This is a genomic window from Wenyingzhuangia sp. IMCC45467 (assembly GCF_054111205.1).
The window spans coordinates 1,676,636-1,693,182 of sequence record NZ_CM134196.1 but is presented as its reverse complement, the minus strand read 5'-3'; the positions used below and the strand labels follow the sequence as shown (position 1 = coordinate 1,693,182).

The window sequence follows — 16,547 nt, the reverse complement described above, 5'->3', positions numbered from 1 at the left end:
GAATTAATTTTTTATTTTTGTTCTGTAAAAAAGAAAAAGATGAAAGAAGAAGTTACCCTAATGCCAAAAGGTGATAACGCTGGGTTGTTTATTGTTATCTCCATTGTAATGTTTGTTCTCGCAATAGAATATATAGTAGCTAGAAGAAAAGGGAAAAAAATATTTAGGTTTGAAAACACCATAGCTAACATTTCAATGGGAATTTTTGATAGGATTGCAGGGGTATTTATGGTGCCTATTATCTTTTTTTTCTATCATTATTTACATCAGTATTTTGCTATTTTTAATATTCCACAAACTACAATTTGGTTTTTTGTAGCAATTTTAGTCTCAGATATTGTTTGGTATTTTTATCATTTGTCAGGGCACAGAATTAATTTGTTTTGGGGTTCACATATTATCCATCATCAAAGTGAAGATTATAACTATAGTGTAGCTTTTAACTTAACCCCATTCCAAGTATTTATTAGAATAATGTTTTGGTCTGTAATGCCAATTATTGGTTTTTCGGCAGAAGTTGTTTTAGCAACACATGTTGTTTTAGGATTGTATCAGTTTTTATTACATACTCCTTTAATTCCTAAGCTTGGGATTATTGAAGAATTTATGGTAACACCATCTCATCATAGAGTACATCATGGAAGTAATCAAGAGTATTTAGATAAAAATTACGGAGGTATTTTTATTATTTGGGATAGAATATTTGGTACTTTTCAAAGAGAAGAAGCGGAGGTGAAGTACGGAATTACTATGGATATTAATTCAAGGGATTTTGTAACAGGAGTATTTCATTATTATGCCAATTTACTTCATTTAATGAGGCAAATGCCTACGCTTGGAGGAAAGTTAAATATTTTGTTTAGAGGACCTGATTGGGTTCCTGCATCTGGAGAATTACAACATTTACCTTTGTATGTAGAAAAAGGATCTTATAAGTATAAAACATATTCTTTATTAGAAAAAATATGTATTATTGGTAATGTTGCTTTAGTGGCCATTGTATTATGTACCCTGTCTTACAAAATAGCGGGACTTCCATTTTTTGGTATAGAGGTTGTTACCTTTTATATGTTGGTAACTTTAGTATCTATTGGTAGAATGGTAGAAAAACAACCTGTAAAATATATAGAATTATTTAAGTATTTAGTGGTTATATCTTACTTGCTTTATACATTTATTTAATTGCTTCTGAAAGCTTATATTTGTTTTTAGAATAGCAAAGCATGAATGAAAACCTAAATCCAGATAATAATCATTTTTCTAACGATGAACTTGATGTTGAAAAAAAGTTAAGACCACTATCGTTTAATGATTTTACGGGTCAAGAACAAGCAATTGAAAATCTTAAGATTTTTGTAGAAGCAGCAAATATTCGTGGAGAAGCTTTGGATCATACTTTGTTTCATGGCCCTCCAGGTTTAGGAAAAACAACTTTGGCTCATATTTTAGCGAATGAATTAGATGCGGGAATTAAAGTAACTTCTGGTCCTGTACTAGATAAACCTGGAGATTTAGCAGGTTTGTTAACTGGTTTAGATGAAAGAGATGTGTTGTTTATTGATGAAATCCATCGATTAAGTCCTATTGTAGAAGAGTATTTATATTCTGCAATGGAAGACTTTAAGATTGATATTATGATTGAATCTGGACCTAATGCCAGAACCGTTCAAATTAATTTAGAGCCTTTTACTTTAATTGGAGCCACCACTCGTTCTGGTTTGCTAACTGCTCCAATGCGTGCTAGGTTTGGAATATCTAGCAGATTACAATACTACGATACAGAATTATTAAGTACCATTGTACAACGTAGTGCACAAATTTTAAAAGTACTAATTAGCATGGAAGCTGCTATAGAAATAGCAGGAAGAAGTAGAGGAACTCCTCGTATAGCCAATGCTTTGTTACGTAGGGTTAGAGATTTTGCTCAAATAAAAGGAGATGGAACTATTACTGTTGAAATAGCTAAGTATGGTTTAAAAGCTTTAAATGTAGATGCTTTTGGTTTGGATGAAATGGATAATAAAATTTTAACTACAATTATTCAAAAATTTAAAGGAGGGCCTGTAGGAATTAGTACTTTGGCAACTGCTGTAAGTGAAAATGCAGAAACCATAGAAGAAGTATATGAACCCTTTTTAATTCAGCAAGGATTTATAATTAGAACACCAAGAGGTAGAGAAGTTACAGATTTAGCCTATAAACATTTAGAAATATCTAAACCTAGAAATCAGGGCGAATTGTTTTAAAGCAAAATCAATATGAAAAAGTGGATTCCTATACTAGAATGGTTGCCTAAATACAACGTAAAAGAAAATTTAAAAGCAGATGTAATAGGGGGGCTTACTGTAGGAATTGTATTAATTCCTCAAGGGATTGCATATGCTTTAATTGCAGGGTTACCACCAATTTATGGTTTGTATACAGCCTTGTTACCGCAGTTGATGTATTTACTTTTTGGAACTTCACAAAGAGTTGCTGTTGGACCAGTAGCGATGGATTCTTTAATTGTAGCTGCTGGAATTTCGGTATTGGCTGTTTCTGGAACAGATGCTTATATTACATTGGCTATTTTATTGGCTTTTTGCGTAGGGGTTATACAGTTGTTATTAGGAATAGGTCGTTTGGGTTTCATAGTTAACTTTTTGTCCAAACCTGTTATTAGCGGATTTAGTTCTGCTGCCGCTATTGTAATAGGAATAAATCAAATAAAAAATTTAACGGGAATACCTGTTGTAAAAAGTAACAGATTACAAGAAATTTTACAATCTTTAATAAGTCAAATTGAGGATATTGATACCCAAACTTTTATTGTTGGATTGATAACCATAACAATTTTGTTAACCATTAAGTTAACAAAATCAAAAATACCAGGACCTTTGTTGGTGGTGGTTTTAGGAATTTTTGGGCTCTATTTTTTTCATCATTTATTACCTAATGTTTCTGTTTTAAAAGATATTCCTTCAGGATTACCAACTTTTCAATTACCTTCTATTACTTATACATTGGTTCTAGAAATTTTACCAATTGCAATGACTTTAGCTATTATAGGTTTTTTAGAAACTATTTCTATAGGTAAGGCTTTAGAGAAAAGTTCAGATGATGTTCTTATTTCACCCAATAAAGAATTAATTGCATTGGGAATGATGAATGTTTTTGGATCAATGTTTAAATCTTATCCGTCTACGGCAAGTTTTTCTAGATCTGCTGTGAATGAAGATGCAGGGTCAAGAACAGGGCTAGCATCATTGTTTTCTATGTTAGTAATAGTATCAGTACTACTTTTTTTAACTCCATATTTTTATTACTTACCCAAAGCAGTTTTAGCAGGTATTATTATGGTTTCTGTAATTAAACTGATAGATTATAAAGAGGCAATACGTTTGTGGAAATTGAATAAAAGTGATTTTTGGATGTTGATTGCTACTTTTTCTGGAACAGTATTTTTAGGAATTAAAGAAGGAATTATTATAGGTGTAATATTATCATTAACCATGTTAATTGCTAGAACTTCTAGACCTCACGTAGCTGTTTTGGGTAGAATACCTAACACCAATATTTTTAGAAATATAGATAGATTTGAAAAGGTAGAGGTTGATAAAGAGATTTTGATTCTTAGGTTTGATGCACGAGTTTATTTTGCAAATGCTAATTATTTTAGTGAGATTTTGCAAACTAATGTAAAGAGAAAAGGTAAAGAGTTAAAACTTATTTTGTTAGACTGTGAGTGTATTAATGGGGTTGATAGTACTGCTATACAAATGATAGAGTCTGATATAGATTTTTATAAAGACAAAGGAATTGAAGTTTTCTTTTCTAATGTAAAAGGGCCTGTAAGAGATATGTTTACCAAGAGTGGTATTGTAGATAAAGTGGGAGCACAAAAGTTTTTTATTAATAACAATGATGCTGTAACTTATTTTAAAACAGGTAAATTAGATAGAAATGAAGACTTGACCAATTATATTGGTCAAGCCAACATTTAATGTTTTTATGCTTGATGCATTGGAGATAATAAATCTGTAACAGTTTTTACAGGGTTAAAAGTTTCAATAGGTACTTCTACAAAAACAGATAACCAATCAGCCATTCCACCATTCCATAATCCAGGTAACTCTAAACCTTTAACAGGTTTTCCGGCAACAGTTTTATCGGTAACAAAAACAGCATCATGATCTACAAATTCAGTTAAATCAAATTTTTCGCCTTCAAAATTCTTAATAGAACAAACAATATCTACAGGGTTAAAGTGCGTAGATTGATATAAAATATCTAATTGCTCTTTGTTGGTTTTGTCTATTTGTGCCCCTTCTATAATTTGTAAAGATGTTTCTTCACAATTTCTTTTTACCCAAAAAGGACCACCACCAGCATCTCCTTGGTTTTTAATCATTCCACAAACTCTAATAGGTCTGTTTAATAATTTATATAAATATTCCTCTGTACAATTTTCATCAGTAATATTTATAAAGAAATTTTCTATTAAGAAAAAACGAATTTCTTGAAGGTTTAAATCTTCTGATTTGTTTTTTATTTGCGTTAAAAAGCCATGTATTGTTTCTTGTAGTGATAAAAGCTTACCTCCAAGTATTTGTTTGTACCTAATGGTTTCTTCCATGTGATTTTGATGAGATACATTGTCAATGTTTTTAATAAAAACAATATCAGCATCTAAATCATTTAAATTCTCAATCAAAGCACCATGTCCACCAGCTCTAAAAACATAGTTTCCATTATCGTCTTTAAAAGGAGTATTGTCATAGTTTACAGCAATGGTATCTGTACTTGCTTTTTGAATAGAGAAAGTAATATTAAAGTTAATGTTAGATCCTTCGTAATTAGATTCTAAATATTCTTTTGTGGAAGTTTTAAATTTTTCAATAAAGTTTGGATTTACTGTAAAATGAATATTTACAGTTTGACCTTTGCTTACACAATAATGAACGCTTTCATCAATTTGTTCTTCTAGGGCAGATTTATTATCAATATCATACTGATGAAATTTAATCAGTCCTTTAGGAGTATTTTGGTAGTTTAAATATTCTGGATTAAGAATAAACTCTAGAAACAATAATTTGTTTGTTAAGCTGTCTAACTTCTTAATTTTTGGATGAATTTTATTGAACTCAATAATAATATCTTTATAAAAGGGGAACTTATGAAGATTGTTAAAAAAATACTGAGACATTGCATTGTTAATCTTAGTATTGTAGAACTCTGACAAACCTTTAAACATTCTAGAGGCTAACCCTGATGCTGGAGTAAATTTATAAATAACCAAGTCACTTTGCTTAATGTTAAATATGTTCATTAATTTACTTCGGTCTATACTATCAATAATTTTAATACCATCGTTAATAGTTGCAATTCTATCTAACTCTAAGGTTGGTGTTCCTTTTACAAAAGCAACCAATTGTCTTGTTAATTTATCGTTAGATATTCCTCTTTTGTCAATTTCTTCTTTTAATTTTCTTTCTAGCCTCATAGAATTTTAATGATTAAAAAATGTTTTTAAGTTCAAATGCAGTACCAATAACTACTAGTGTAGCTCCTGCATTATGAATTTCATTAATTTTTTTTGGGGTGTTAATTCCACCTCCTACAATAATAGGAATATTTACTGAATTGTAGACTGTGTTAACAACATGTTTTCCTACAGGTAGATTTGCTCCGCTACCTGCTTCCAAATATACAAGTTGGTGTCCCATGTATTGTCCTGCAAGTGCTGTGTCTTTTATCAGGTTTGTGTTTTTAGGGGTTATAGGGGTGGTTTTAGAAACTTTAATAGTACTAGTTTCTTTATTTCCATCAATTAAAATATATGAAGTAGAAACAATTTCTAAATCACTTTTAGACAAAAAAGGAATGGCTTTTACTTGTTGATTGATTAAGTATTCTGGGTTGTTTCCAGAAATTAAGTTTAAAAATAATAAAGCATCCGCATAATTTGTAAGGTGTGAATAGTCTCCAGGAAAAAGTATAATAGGTATTTTAATGTGTTTTTGTAGTTCTTTGGCAATAATTTCAGTTTTATTATTACACACTGTGCTTCCTCCAAGTAATAAATAATCTACTGGGGCTTTGTTAATTCTAGCACAAATATTTTTAGTATCTGTAATAGAAACTTTATCGGGGTCTATTAAAACTGCAATTAGTTTTTTGTTCTCTTTTCTTGCAGTTTGTAAGGTGTTAAGAAAGTTCATTAGTTGATATAGCTATAGCTAAAGAATAGTTCTCTATTTGATAAAAGTAAATATCACAATTTTGTTTTAATTCAGGAGTGTTAATACAACCTTTTGCGTTTTTAGCACAAAAATTATTTATAATTAAATCGTTTTTAAAACTCATGCCTCCATTAGGGTGAATTTTAAACATAGATTCTTTAGCTCCCCAAATAAAAGTTAATTTTTTAATAAAATCGATCTCAGATAAATTTTCTTGTTCAGTATCTGTAAAACGATGTTTGATTACTTTTATTTTATCTCTATTTTTTTCAATATCAATACCAACTATATTGCTAGAAATAACAATGGCAGAAAAATCAAAAGAATGAGTAATAGAAATGTTTTTGTTATTTTTTAAAAGAGGCTTTCCAAAATTGTTGTAATATAAATCATCATCATTTAAGTTGATATGGTTTAATAAATGACGAATACTTAAAAATCCTTTCTGATGAGATGTTGATTTCATCGAATTCACTCTATTTAAACTGTTTTTAGATAAATAAATATCCCTTAAAACATCAATGCTTTCAGTTATTTTCCAAACGTAAACAGTAGTGTTTGGGCTAATTTGGATTGTTTTAAATAAAGGCATTTATTATAGTAAGGATTTCGTAAATTTGCAGTCTAAAAGCAACAAAGATAGTAATATGAGTTTAGAAACAACATACGTACCTTACAAAGTAAAAGATATTTCTTTGGCAGAATGGGGTAGAAAAGAAATTCGTTTGGCAGAATCTGAAATGCCAGGATTAATGAGTATTCGTGAAGAGTACAAAGGAAAAAAACCTTTGGCAGGTGCAAGAATTGCTGGATGTTTACACATGACTATTCAAACAGCAGTTTTAATTGAAACTTTGGTTGATTTAGGAGCTGATGTGACTTGGTCTTCTTGTAATATTTTTTCTACACAAGATCAGGCAGCAGCAGCTATTGCAGCTACAGGTGTTCCCGTTTATGCTTGGAAAGGTATGAACGAAGAGGAGTTTGATTGGTGTATTGAACAAACTATTTTCTTTGGTGAAGGTAGAAAACCATTGAACCTAATTTTAGATGATGGTGGAGATTTAACTAATATGGTATTAGATAAATATCCAGAATTGGTTTCAGGAATTAAAGGTTTATCAGAAGAAACTACTACAGGAGTTCACCGTTTAATTGAGCGTGTAAAGGCAGGTACATTGCCAATGCCAGCAATTAACGTAAACGATTCTGTAACAAAATCTAAATTTGATAACAAATACGGATGTAAAGAATCTTTGGTAGATGCTATTCGTAGAGCAACAGATGTAATGATGGCTGGTAAAGTAGCTGTAGTTGCAGGTTATGGTGATGTTGGTAAAGGTTCTGCAGCCTCTTTAAGAGGAGCTGGAGCAAGAGTAATTGTAACAGAAATTGATCCTATTTGTGCGTTACAAGCAGCAATGGATGGTTTTGCAGTAAAGAAAATGGATGATGCTATTAAAGAGGCAGATATTGTAGTGACTACAACAGGTAACAAAGATATTATTGTTGGTCGTCATTTTGAAGCATTAAAAGACAAAGCTATTGTTTGTAATATTGGACACTTTGATAATGAAATTGACATGGCTTGGTTAAACAAAAACCATGGAGCTAGCAAAATTGAAATCAAACCTCAGGTAGATTTATATAATGTAAATGGAAACGATATTATTGTTTTAGCCGAAGGACGTTTGGTTAACTTAGGGTGTGCTACAGGTCACCCAAGTTTTGTAATGTCTAATTCTTTTTCTAACCAAGTATTGGCTCAATTAGAGTTATGGGAAAATGGAGCAGCATACAAAAATGATGTATATACTTTGCCTAAACATTTAGATGAAAAAGTAGCTCGTTTACACTTGGCTAAAATTGGAGTTGAATTAGATGTTTTATCGGAAGATCAAGCAAAATATATTGGAGTAGAGGTAGAAGGACCTTTTAAACCAGAGTATTATAGATATTAAATAAATTGATTTTTTAGATAAAACAATACTATTTAGTAAAATATAAAATTAAAGATTCGTCAACCCGAACTTGTTTCAGGTTCTCAATTTGATGTGATTCTGAAATAAATTCAGAATGACGTTTAAAAAAAGTAAAGCCTCACAATTGTGAGGCTTTTTTATGTGTTTAATAGATGTTTTGTTCTAGTAATTTCACTTTTATCATCACATTCATCAAACAAAGTTTCTAAAGTCTTGTTAAATATGGGATGATTAAAATTAGCAACAATGTCAATTATTGGAATTAACACAAAGTTTCGTTCGTGCATTCTTGGATGTGGAACAGTCAAGTTTTCGGTATTGATTATTTCATCATTAAAAAAAACAATATCAATATCTAAGGGTCTTGCCTGGTAACCAGTGATAGCTGTGTTTCTTATTCTTCCAAGATTTAATTCAATAGCTAATAAATGATCAATTAAATCATTTGCATTTAAAGATGTTTCTAGAGTAAGTGCAATGTTAAAAAAATCATCACTTTTAAAACCCCACGGAGGAGTTTGATATACAGAAGAAACTTTTGTAACGCTTCCTAAATCGGAAATTTTTTTTATGGCATTGTTTAGGTTCTCTAGTTTGTTCCCTAAATTAGTCCCTAATGATAAATGAGCAATGTTCATGAGTGTAAATCTCTTTTCGCAAAGAAATCATTTATATTTGTTTTACTAAAAAAAAATAGAGCATGAATTTTATAAAAAATGTACTGTCATCGTTATTAGCTATTTGGATAGCAATTGTTATTGTTGTTTTAATTGGATTAGGAGTAGCGGTTTCTATAAGTAATGATATGGTAAAGGAGGTTAAATTAAACTCTGTGTTAGAAATAGATTTGTCTGGAGAAATAAATGATTACAGTCCTTTTGGAGTAGATCCTGTTTCGGAAATGTTAGGAATAAAAGAACAAACCATAGGTTTTAATAATTTGTGTAAGGCTATAGAAAAGGCAACGTATGATGATAAAATAAAAGGTATTAGCTTAAAAAATGTTCCAGAAAATATGGGGTTGGCTCAACTAACAGCTCTTAGAAAAATGTTTGAAACCTTTAGAAATCATGATAAGTTTATTTATGCGTATAATGATACTTATTCGCAAAAACAATATTATTTAAGTTCTGTTGCTGATATGATTGCAATATCACCTTTAGGATATGTTGAATTAAAAGGTTTACATTCAGAAGTAATGTTTTATAAAGATTTTCAAGAAAAGTACGGAGTGAAAATGGAAGTTATAAGACATGGAAAATATAAAAGTGCTGTTGAGCCATTTATTGCAAACGAAATGAGTGATGCTAATAGAGAACAAATTAGTGAGTTAATAAAAAGTGTTTGGAGTGAAATAAGAAATGAAATAGCCACTTCTAGAGGGATTGATGTAGATGAAGCTGTAGTGAACATGTATGGACAATCATCAAAAATGTCTTTAGAACATAGATTGGTAGATAACTATATGTATGCAGATGAATACGATAATTATATCAAAGGAAGATTAGATACTGAGGAATTAAATAAAGTGAGTATGATAGATTATATGACTCAGATTTCTTTAACAGATTTAGTGGAGTCATCTAATAAAATTGCGGTGATTTATGCGCAAGGAGAAATTCAATATGGTCAGGGAGAGTTAAATATTATTGGTCAGAAAAAAATGATCAAAGCTATAGAAGATGCTGCAGAAGATGAAGAGATAAAAGCCATAGTGTTTAGAGTAAATTCTCCTGGAGGGAGTGCCATGGCTTCAGATTTAATTTGGAATGCAGTAGAAAAAGCTAAAAAGGAAAAACCAGTGGTTGTTTCCATGGGAAATTATGCTGCATCAGGCGGATATTATATTGCTTGTGGAGCTCATAAAATTTTTGCCGAACCAACTACAATTACTGGTTCTATAGGAGTTTTTGGAATGTTGCCAAATGCATCGGAGTTGGCTAAAGAAATAGGGATTAATTCAGAGGTGGTAAGTACTCATAATAATGGAGCTTATTATAGTGTGGTACAGCCGGTAGATAGCAGGTATAAAAAAGTAATTGAGATTGGGATAGAGAATATTTATGATGAATTTTTACAACGTGTTTCTCAGGGAAGAAATATGACTATAGAACAAGTGGATGCGATAGCTCAAGGAAGGGTGTGGACAGGAATACAGGCTAAAGAAATTGGGTTGGTTGATGAAATAGGAGGTTTAGATGAAGCAATTAGTTATGCTGCAGGTTTGGTTGAACTCAATGATTTTAGTTTAGAAGAACTTCCAAATTATGAAATTAATTTTAAAGAAATGTTTAGTCTAAATCCTTTTGCAAAAGCCAATGTTGATGAGTTTTTGTCTCAATACAATTTAAAATGGTTGGCAAATACAAACGAGTTGATAAAATCTAAAGGAGTACAGGCAAGAATACCTTTTCAAATGGAAATTAAGTAAAAAAGAGTAACAGTTATGAGTGATGTTAGTTCTAGGGAGTTGTACCATTTTACAAAGTTTAAATATTTAAAATCTATTCTTTTACAGAAGTCATTTTATCCGAGGTTTAATTTAGAGCAAACAGATTTAAATTTTAGTTTGGATAAAAATATAGTTAGGTTTGCTGTACCGATGGTTTGTTTTTGTGATATACCCTTAAAGTTGACCTTTGAACATAGAAAAATTTACGGAAAATGTGGTATAGCTTTGAGTGAAAATTGGAGAGATAAGAAAAAATTAAATCCTGTTTTTTATATAAACAAGAATTCAAATATTGCTGATACTATATCTAAAATGGCAGACTCTTTTGATAGATTATTGCCGTCTATGGAGAGTGTAAACAGTATTTCATATGAGATGCATATGTTGAGAAACAATTATTTAACATTAATGCATTCAATTAAGCCTTATGAAAAGAGCACTCGAAAATTTTATGATGAAAGAGAATGGAGATATATTCCAGATCATACTAAAGAAAATCAAAATGATTTAAATTTAAGTTATTGGGATTTTAAGATTCCTAGTGAATTGGCTAAAGCAAATAAAAGAGTAGAAAAATATCAATTAGATTTTGAAATATCAGACATTAATTATTTAATTGTTTCATCAAACAAAGAAAAGGAAATTTTAGAGGGAGTTATACAAGAGAATTTTGGAGGAAAAGTTGAGATAAAGATTATATAATAAAAACTTTTCCGCTTTCTGCCAATTCAACATTATTGAATTCTGTTTCGGCTTCTAGTTTAAAGTCGTTCAGATCGTTATATCTACTGGAGTAGTGACCGAGAATAAGTTTTTTTACATTTGCTTGTTGAGCTATTTTTCCAGCTTCTTTAGCGGTACTGTGTTTGGTGCGTTCTGTTAAATTCTTTTTATCTTCTAAAAAAGTAGATTCATGATATAACAAACTTGCTCCTTTAATAATAGGTACAATGTCTGGTTTGTAAGCAGTATCACTACAAAAAGCATAGCTTTGTGTATCTCTAGGAGGTAAGGTTAAGTCTTCATTTTCTATTATAGTTCCATCTTGCTTAACAAAGTCTTTTCCGTTTTTTAAATTGTGATAATCACAAATTTCAATTTCGGGTTCCATGGCTACATTTTCCATATTTAGTTTACGTAAACTTGGTTTTTCTTTAAATAAAAATCCATTTGTGTAAACCCTATGGTCTAAGGGAATGGTGGTAACAGTTATTTTTTTATCTTCAAAAACAACCATACTTTCTTTAGTATCTAATTCATGAAACAACAAAGGAAAAGAAGTCCAAGATTTAGATAATTTTAATTGAAGAGTAATAATTTCTTTAATCCCCTTTGGTCCATAAATATGTAGTTCTGTTCTACGATCTAACAATCCAAATGTAGAAATTAAACCTACCAATCCAAAAAAATGATCACCGTGTAAATGAGAAATAAAGATGTGTTTGATTTTTGCAAACGGAACTTTTTGTTGTCTTAATAAAACTTGAGTTCCTTCTCCACAGTCTATTAAAATATGCCTTTCGTTTATTTTTAAATATTGAGCAGTAGGATGTGCATTGGTTCTTGGTGTGGCTGAGTGACAACCTAATATGGTGAGTTGAATCCCCATTAAAAACCTAAGTCACGTGTCATTTCATCCATGTCAATAATATCAACGGCTTCTACTAGGGTAGGAACTACGTTTAATATTTCATCAAAAGCATCTGCATCAAAACTAGGAAGTATTACTGCAAAAGATTTATCGTTTTCAGCTTGGTTTTCGGCAAATCCTTTTAAAGATTTTATTTGCGATGCTGTTACTTTAATACTGGAGAAATCTAAAACAATGTTTCTGTTTTTGTATTTACTCAATACTTTTGATATTTCATCAAAAAAAGAATCAAAGTCGGTTTCTGCTAAAAATAAGGTATATTTATCTGAAGGAGTAATTTTCATAACTATTGTTTAATTTGTGAAGCTAATAAATATATACAAGCCATACGAACAGCTACTCCGTTTTCTACTTGATTTAAAATAATGGCTTGGTCTGAATCTGCAACATCAGAAGTAATTTCTACTCCACGGTTTATAGGACCAGGGTGCATAATGGTAACTTCAGAATTTAAAGAGTTCAATAACTTTTTGTCTACTCCGTATAACTGAGTGTATTCTCTGGTTGATGGAAAATATTTAATATCCATACGTTCATTTTGTACACGTAACATATTAGCAACATCTGCCCATTCTAAAGCTTTACGTAAATCTGTTTCTACACCAACCCCTAAACTTTCTATGTATTTAGGAATTAAGGTAACAGGGCCACAAACTTTAACTTCTGCTCCTTGTAATTTTAACGCATATATATTTGATAAGGCTACACGAGAATGTAAAATATCTCCTACAATAACAACTTTTTTTCCTGCCACATTTCCTAAACGTTCTCTAATAGAAAAAGAATCTAATAAGGCTTGGGTTGGGTGTTCGTGGGTTCCATCACCAGCATTAATTATTTTGGTGTTTACGTGTTTTGCTAAAAATTCATGAGCACCCACTTCAGGGTGTCTCATTACAATAATATCTACTTTCATAGATAAAATATTGTTTACAGTATCTATTAATGTTTCTCCTTTTTTTACAGAAGAACCAGAGGCAGAAAAGTTAAGCACATCTGCAGACAAACGTTTTTCTGCCAATTCAAAAGACAACTTTGTACGGGTGCTGTTTTCAAAAAATAGGTTTGCAATGGTAATATCTCTAAGTGATGGTACTTTTTTAATAGGTCTGTTAATCACCTCTTTAAAATGATCGGCAGTTTCAAAAATTAAATCAATATCTTCTTTCACTAGGTGCTTAATCCCTAATAGGTTTGGAACACTTAAGGTCTTCATCTATTTGTCTTTCTTATTAATAATATAAACGGCATCTTTTGTAGTGTCATCACTCCAGTTTACCAAAACTTTTTCTTCATTAATTACATCTACAGTTGCTCCTTTGTAGTCTGGTTGAATAGGCAGGTGTCTACTAAAACGTCTGTCAATCAACACCAAAAGTTCTACTTCGGCAGGCCTACCATATGACTGAATGGCAGTTAAAGCTGCATTAATACTTCTTCCTGAAAATAAAACATCATCTATAAAAACTACTTTTTGGTTTTCTACTAAAAAATTAATTTCGGTAGAATTTGCATTTAAAGGTTCGTCTCTACGTCTAAAGTCATCACGATAAAAAGTAATATCTAACTTTCCTAGTTTGATGTTTTTTATATTGTAATCTTTCTTTAAAATAGAGGCTATTCTTTCAGCAAAATAAGTACCTCTAGGTTGTAGGCCAATCAAAACAGTGTTAGAAAAATCACCGTGATTTTCAATTAGCTGACAAGCCAATCGTTGAAGGATTATTTGAATTTTTTTTGAGTTTAGAAGTATTTTATCACTCATAAGATCTAAGTAAATTAGTAGTACAAATATAGGTTTTTTGTTGATTAATTTGTTAAAAACATTTAGTTACAAAGGCACGATAATTGACTAATGTGCTTTATATTTATGTAAGACTAACAGAGTTTGCTCTACTAAAAAGAAAAAGAGGATGATGTCATTATCAAAATTTGAGGAAATGCTTAAAACAAACGATGTGTATTTTTTTGATACAACTGAGTTTGAGGAGATTATCCATTACTACTTAGATGATGGAAATACTTCTATGGCAAAAAAGGCAGTTTTTTTGGCTTTGGAGCAACATCCTGATTCGGCAGATATTAAATTGATACAGGCTGAAATAATGGTGTTTGAGGATAAATTACAAGAAGCAAGATTGTTGTTAGATAATTTAATGGCCATTTATCCTTATAATGATGAGGTTTATATTCAAATAGCAAATATGCTTTCTAAAGACGATAAGCATAAAGAAGCTATTGAGTATTTGGTTAAAGCTAAAGAATATACGGATGATTTGGCTGATGTATCAGCTTTGTTGGGAATGGAATATTTGTATTTAGATGATTATGAAAAATCTAGAGAGCATTTTTCGGTTTGTTTAGAGTATGATATAGAAGACTATCAAGCTTTATATAATATTATTTACTGTTTTGAGATGGAATCATCTCATACAGAAGCGATTACTTTTTTAGAAGATTACATCAATAAAAATCCATATTGCGAAGTAGCTTGGCATCAATTAGGACGTCAATATTTTGTGTTAAAGGATTATAAAATGGCTCTAAAAGCATTTGACTATGCTGTTATTATTGATGAAGCTTTTATAGGTGGATATGTAGAAAAAGCCAAAACTTTAGAAAAGTTGGATAGATATGATGAGGCTATAGAAAACTATCAAATCACTTTAGAGTTAGATGATCCTACTGCTTTTGCCTATTTACAAATAGGGGAATGTTATAAAAAGAAAAATAACGCTACTAAGGCCATTCATTATTATAAAAAAGCATTGCATGAAGATCCACTTTTAGATAAAGGTTGGATGTTATTGTCTATTATAAACAATGAAGAGAAAAATTACGATAAAGCTTTACATTATTTAAACAAAGCCATTGCTCTAGATGAAACCAATGTGGTTTATTGGAGATATAATGGAGAAATTAACTTACGCTTAAAGTTTTATGAAGAAGCAGCTGAGGCTTTTGAAAAATGTATTTCTTTAGATGACTCTGGAGTAGATGTTTGGATTACTTTGGCCGATATATGGGTGTTTACAGGTGATTTTTTTAGAGCGTTAAATACTTTGGTTAGAGCTAAAAAACAACATCATAATTTTGCCGAAATAGAATATAGATTAGGTTGTTTGTTTTTTATTACAGACCAAAAACAAGAAGCATATATTCATTTAAAAAGTGCTTTGAGTTTAGATTATGAATATCATTTAATTATTCAGGAATTGTATCCAACAGTTTTTGAAGATGAGAAAGTAAAAAGAATGGTTTTAAACTTTTTGGAAAATTAGTATTTAAAATTACATTTGCTCTAAAACACTTTTAATGAAAAGAACAATTAAAGATTATGCCATTATTTCTTTAAAAGGAATGGCAATGGGAGCAGCAGATGTAGTACCAGGTGTGTCAGGAGGAACCATTGCTTTTATTTCAGGAATATATGAGGAATTGCTAACAACTATTAGTAATATCAATCTATCATTATTAACTGTTTTAAAACAAGACGGAATTAAAGCTGCTTGGAAAAAAGCAAATGCAAATTTTTTGGTGGCTTTACTTGTAGGGGTTGCTGTTAGTGTATTGTCTTTAGCAAAGGGAATATCATTTTTATTGGCTACCAAACCTATTTTGGTTTGGTCTTTCTTTTTTGGATTGGTAGTAGCAAGTGTTATTTACGTTGGAAAACAGATTGATAAATGGGGGGGAGCACAAATAATATCGTTAATAGCAGCTTGTGGAGTAGCTTATTATATTACCATTGCAGAACCTATGGTAAGTGATGATGCATCTTCTATGTTTTTATTTTTAGCAGGAGCATTGGCTATTTGTGCTATGATCTTACCAGGTATTTCAGGAGCTTTTATCTTAGTGTTATTAGGGGCTTATGAAGCTATTTTAACAGCAGTACATTCAAGAGATTTACAAATAATAGCCATTGTTGGTTTAGGTGCTGTAGTAGGATTGTTAAGTTTTTCTAGAGTGTTAAAATGGTTATTTGTAAATTATAAAAATACAACGTTGGCAGGTTTAACAGGTTTTATTATAGGATCATTAAATAAAATTTGGCCATGGAAAGAGACTTTAACAACAAGAATAAATTCTAAAGGAGTTCAAGTTCCTGTATTACAGAATAGTGTTTTGCCAAATAATTATTCAGGAGAGTCTCAAGTAATAATAGCTATAGCTTTAGCAGTAGCAGGATTCTTGTTAATTATTGGCTTGGAAAAACTTGCAAGTCATAAATCTTAAAT

The 16,547-nt window shown here is 30.7% G+C and carries 16 protein-coding genes; 8 read left to right on the top strand and 8 right to left on the bottom strand.

Going from position 1 to position 16,547, the window contains the following annotated elements; all coding sequences use genetic code 11:
- The first annotated feature begins 39 nt into the window (after positions 1-39).
- The 3 genes from ACXGQT_RS07135 to ACXGQT_RS07125 are packed head-to-tail and all read left to right on the top strand — an operon-like array spanning position 40 to position 3,983.
- Positions 40-1,182 (top strand): sterol desaturase family protein, encoded by a 1,143-nt coding sequence (locus tag ACXGQT_RS07135; protein WP_457830711.1) that lies wholly within the window; start codon positions 40-42, stop codon positions 1,180-1,182.
- 41 nt (positions 1,183-1,223) lie between these two features.
- Complete coding sequence (gene ruvB / locus ACXGQT_RS07130) at positions 1,224-2,246, top strand: Holliday junction branch migration DNA helicase RuvB (RefSeq protein ID WP_457830710.1); 1,023 nt, start codon at positions 1,224-1,226, stop codon at positions 2,244-2,246.
- 12 nt (positions 2,247-2,258) lie between these two features.
- Complete coding sequence (locus ACXGQT_RS07125; protein WP_457830709.1) at positions 2,259-3,983, top strand: SulP family inorganic anion transporter; 1,725 nt, start codon at positions 2,259-2,261, stop codon at positions 3,981-3,983.
- A 5-nt stretch (positions 3,984-3,988) separates the two neighbouring features.
- On the opposite strand, the gene ACXGQT_RS07120 is transcribed toward ACXGQT_RS07125, so the two are convergent.
- Genes ACXGQT_RS07120 through ACXGQT_RS07110 form a run of 3 tightly spaced genes read right to left on the bottom strand, consistent with a single transcriptional unit; the run spans position 3,989 to position 6,813 of the window.
- Positions 3,989-5,482, bottom strand: coding sequence for a DUF4301 family protein (locus tag ACXGQT_RS07120; protein ID WP_457830708.1), 1,494 nt, complete (start codon positions 5,480-5,482; stop codon positions 3,989-3,991).
- Positions 5,483-5,495: 13 nt separating this feature from the next.
- Positions 5,496-6,200 (bottom strand): phosphoglycerol geranylgeranyltransferase, encoded by a 705-nt coding sequence (locus tag ACXGQT_RS07115; RefSeq protein ID WP_457830707.1) that lies wholly within the window; start codon positions 6,198-6,200, stop codon positions 5,496-5,498.
- On the bottom strand, positions 6,187-6,813 hold the full coding sequence (locus ACXGQT_RS07110; protein WP_457830706.1) for a 4'-phosphopantetheinyl transferase family protein: 627 nt from the start codon (positions 6,811-6,813) through the stop codon (positions 6,187-6,189). Before ACXGQT_RS07110 ends, ACXGQT_RS07115 begins: the two co-directional genes overlap by 14 nt.
- A 55-nt stretch (positions 6,814-6,868) precedes the next feature.
- On the opposite strand from ACXGQT_RS07110, the gene ahcY reads away from it, so the two are divergent.
- Entirely contained in the window at positions 6,869-8,182 is a 1,314-nt protein-coding gene (ahcY, locus tag ACXGQT_RS07105) for an adenosylhomocysteinase (RefSeq protein ID WP_457830705.1), read from the top strand.
- Between the two features lie 158 nt (positions 8,183-8,340).
- Here the strand turns inward: ahcY and folK are convergent, their stop codons facing one another.
- Positions 8,341-8,841 carry a 2-amino-4-hydroxy-6-hydroxymethyldihydropteridine diphosphokinase gene (folK, locus tag ACXGQT_RS07100; RefSeq protein ID WP_457830704.1) on the bottom strand — a complete coding sequence of 167 codons (501 nt, stop codon included), beginning with the start codon at positions 8,839-8,841 and terminating at the stop codon, positions 8,341-8,343.
- A 62-nt stretch (positions 8,842-8,903) separates the two neighbouring features.
- Between folK and sppA the strand changes: the two genes are divergently transcribed.
- Entirely contained in the window at positions 8,904-10,634 is a 1,731-nt protein-coding gene (sppA, locus tag ACXGQT_RS07095) for a signal peptide peptidase SppA (RefSeq protein ID WP_457830703.1), read from the top strand.
- Positions 10,635-10,649: 15 nt separating this feature from the next.
- On the top strand, positions 10,650-11,357 hold the full coding sequence (locus tag ACXGQT_RS07090) for an abortive infection system antitoxin AbiGi family protein (RefSeq protein ID WP_457830702.1): 708 nt from the start codon (positions 10,650-10,652) through the stop codon (positions 11,355-11,357).
- Here ACXGQT_RS07090 and ACXGQT_RS07085 read toward each other — a convergent pair.
- From ACXGQT_RS07085 to pyrR, 4 genes are read right to left on the bottom strand one after another with little or no spacing between them, the layout of a single operon-like run.
- Positions 11,350-12,264: a ribonuclease Z gene (locus ACXGQT_RS07085; RefSeq protein ID WP_457830701.1), complete on the bottom strand. Its 915-nt coding sequence runs from the start codon at positions 12,262-12,264 to the stop codon at positions 11,350-11,352. The two genes, ACXGQT_RS07090 and ACXGQT_RS07085, sit on opposite strands and share 8 nt — an antisense overlap.
- A complete protein-coding gene (locus tag ACXGQT_RS07080; RefSeq protein WP_457830700.1) occupies positions 12,264-12,590 on the bottom strand; it encodes a hypothetical protein in 327 nt (108 codons plus the stop codon). Before ACXGQT_RS07080 ends, ACXGQT_RS07085 begins: the two co-directional genes overlap by 1 nt.
- A 2-nt stretch (positions 12,591-12,592) precedes the next feature.
- On the bottom strand, positions 12,593-13,522 hold the full coding sequence (locus ACXGQT_RS07075) for an aspartate carbamoyltransferase catalytic subunit (protein ID WP_457830699.1): 930 nt from the start codon (positions 13,520-13,522) through the stop codon (positions 12,593-12,595).
- Complete coding sequence (gene pyrR, locus ACXGQT_RS07070; RefSeq protein WP_457830698.1) at positions 13,523-14,071, bottom strand: bifunctional pyr operon transcriptional regulator/uracil phosphoribosyltransferase PyrR; 549 nt, start codon at positions 14,069-14,071, stop codon at positions 13,523-13,525.
- Between the two features lie 151 nt (positions 14,072-14,222).
- On the opposite strand from pyrR, the gene ACXGQT_RS07065 reads away from it, so the two are divergent.
- Both ACXGQT_RS07065 and ACXGQT_RS07060 read left to right on the top strand, forming a co-directional pair.
- Complete coding sequence (locus tag ACXGQT_RS07065) at positions 14,223-15,587, top strand: tetratricopeptide repeat protein (RefSeq protein ID WP_457830697.1); 1,365 nt, start codon at positions 14,223-14,225, stop codon at positions 15,585-15,587.
- 34 nt (positions 15,588-15,621) lie between these two features.
- Positions 15,622-16,545 (top strand): DUF368 domain-containing protein, encoded by a 924-nt coding sequence (locus ACXGQT_RS07060; protein WP_457830696.1) that lies wholly within the window; start codon positions 15,622-15,624, stop codon positions 16,543-16,545.
- Positions 16,546-16,547: the final 2 nt, after the last annotated feature.

What these genes read in the sequence shown, in the direction of transcription:
- ACXGQT_RS07135 (WP_457830711.1), top strand. Translation starts at nt 40, where the DNA reads ATGAAAGAAGAAGTTACCCTAATGCCAAAAGGTGATAACGCTGGGTTG.
- ruvB (WP_457830710.1), top strand. Translation starts at nt 1,224, where the DNA reads ATGAATGAAAACCTAAATCCAGATAATAATCATTTTTCTAACGATGAA.
- ACXGQT_RS07125 (WP_457830709.1), top strand. Translation starts at nt 2,259, where the DNA reads ATGAAAAAGTGGATTCCTATACTAGAATGGTTGCCTAAATACAACGTA.
- ACXGQT_RS07120 (WP_457830708.1), bottom strand. Translation starts at nt 5,482, where the DNA reads ATGAGGCTAGAAAGAAAATTAAAAGAAGAAATTGACAAAAGAGGAATA.
- ACXGQT_RS07115 (WP_457830707.1), bottom strand. Translation starts at nt 6,200, where the DNA reads ATGAACTTTCTTAACACCTTACAAACTGCAAGAAAAGAGAACAAAAAA.
- ACXGQT_RS07110 (WP_457830706.1), bottom strand. Translation starts at nt 6,813, where the DNA reads ATGCCTTTATTTAAAACAATCCAAATTAGCCCAAACACTACTGTTTAC.
- ahcY (WP_457830705.1), top strand. Translation starts at nt 6,869, where the DNA reads ATGAGTTTAGAAACAACATACGTACCTTACAAAGTAAAAGATATTTCT.
- folK (WP_457830704.1), bottom strand. Translation starts at nt 8,841, where the DNA reads ATGAACATTGCTCATTTATCATTAGGGACTAATTTAGGGAACAAACTA.
- sppA (WP_457830703.1), top strand. Translation starts at nt 8,904, where the DNA reads ATGAATTTTATAAAAAATGTACTGTCATCGTTATTAGCTATTTGGATA.
- ACXGQT_RS07090 (WP_457830702.1), top strand. Translation starts at nt 10,650, where the DNA reads ATGAGTGATGTTAGTTCTAGGGAGTTGTACCATTTTACAAAGTTTAAA.
- ACXGQT_RS07085 (WP_457830701.1), bottom strand. Translation starts at nt 12,264, where the DNA reads ATGGGGATTCAACTCACCATATTAGGTTGTCACTCAGCCACACCAAGA.
- ACXGQT_RS07080 (WP_457830700.1), bottom strand. Translation starts at nt 12,590, where the DNA reads ATGAAAATTACTCCTTCAGATAAATATACCTTATTTTTAGCAGAAACC.
- ACXGQT_RS07075 (WP_457830699.1), bottom strand. Translation starts at nt 13,522, where the DNA reads ATGAAGACCTTAAGTGTTCCAAACCTATTAGGGATTAAGCACCTAGTG.
- pyrR (WP_457830698.1), bottom strand. Translation starts at nt 14,071, where the DNA reads ATGAGTGATAAAATACTTCTAAACTCAAAAAAAATTCAAATAATCCTT.
- ACXGQT_RS07065 (WP_457830697.1), top strand. Translation starts at nt 14,223, where the DNA reads ATGTCATTATCAAAATTTGAGGAAATGCTTAAAACAAACGATGTGTAT.
- ACXGQT_RS07060 (WP_457830696.1), top strand. Translation starts at nt 15,622, where the DNA reads ATGAAAAGAACAATTAAAGATTATGCCATTATTTCTTTAAAAGGAATG.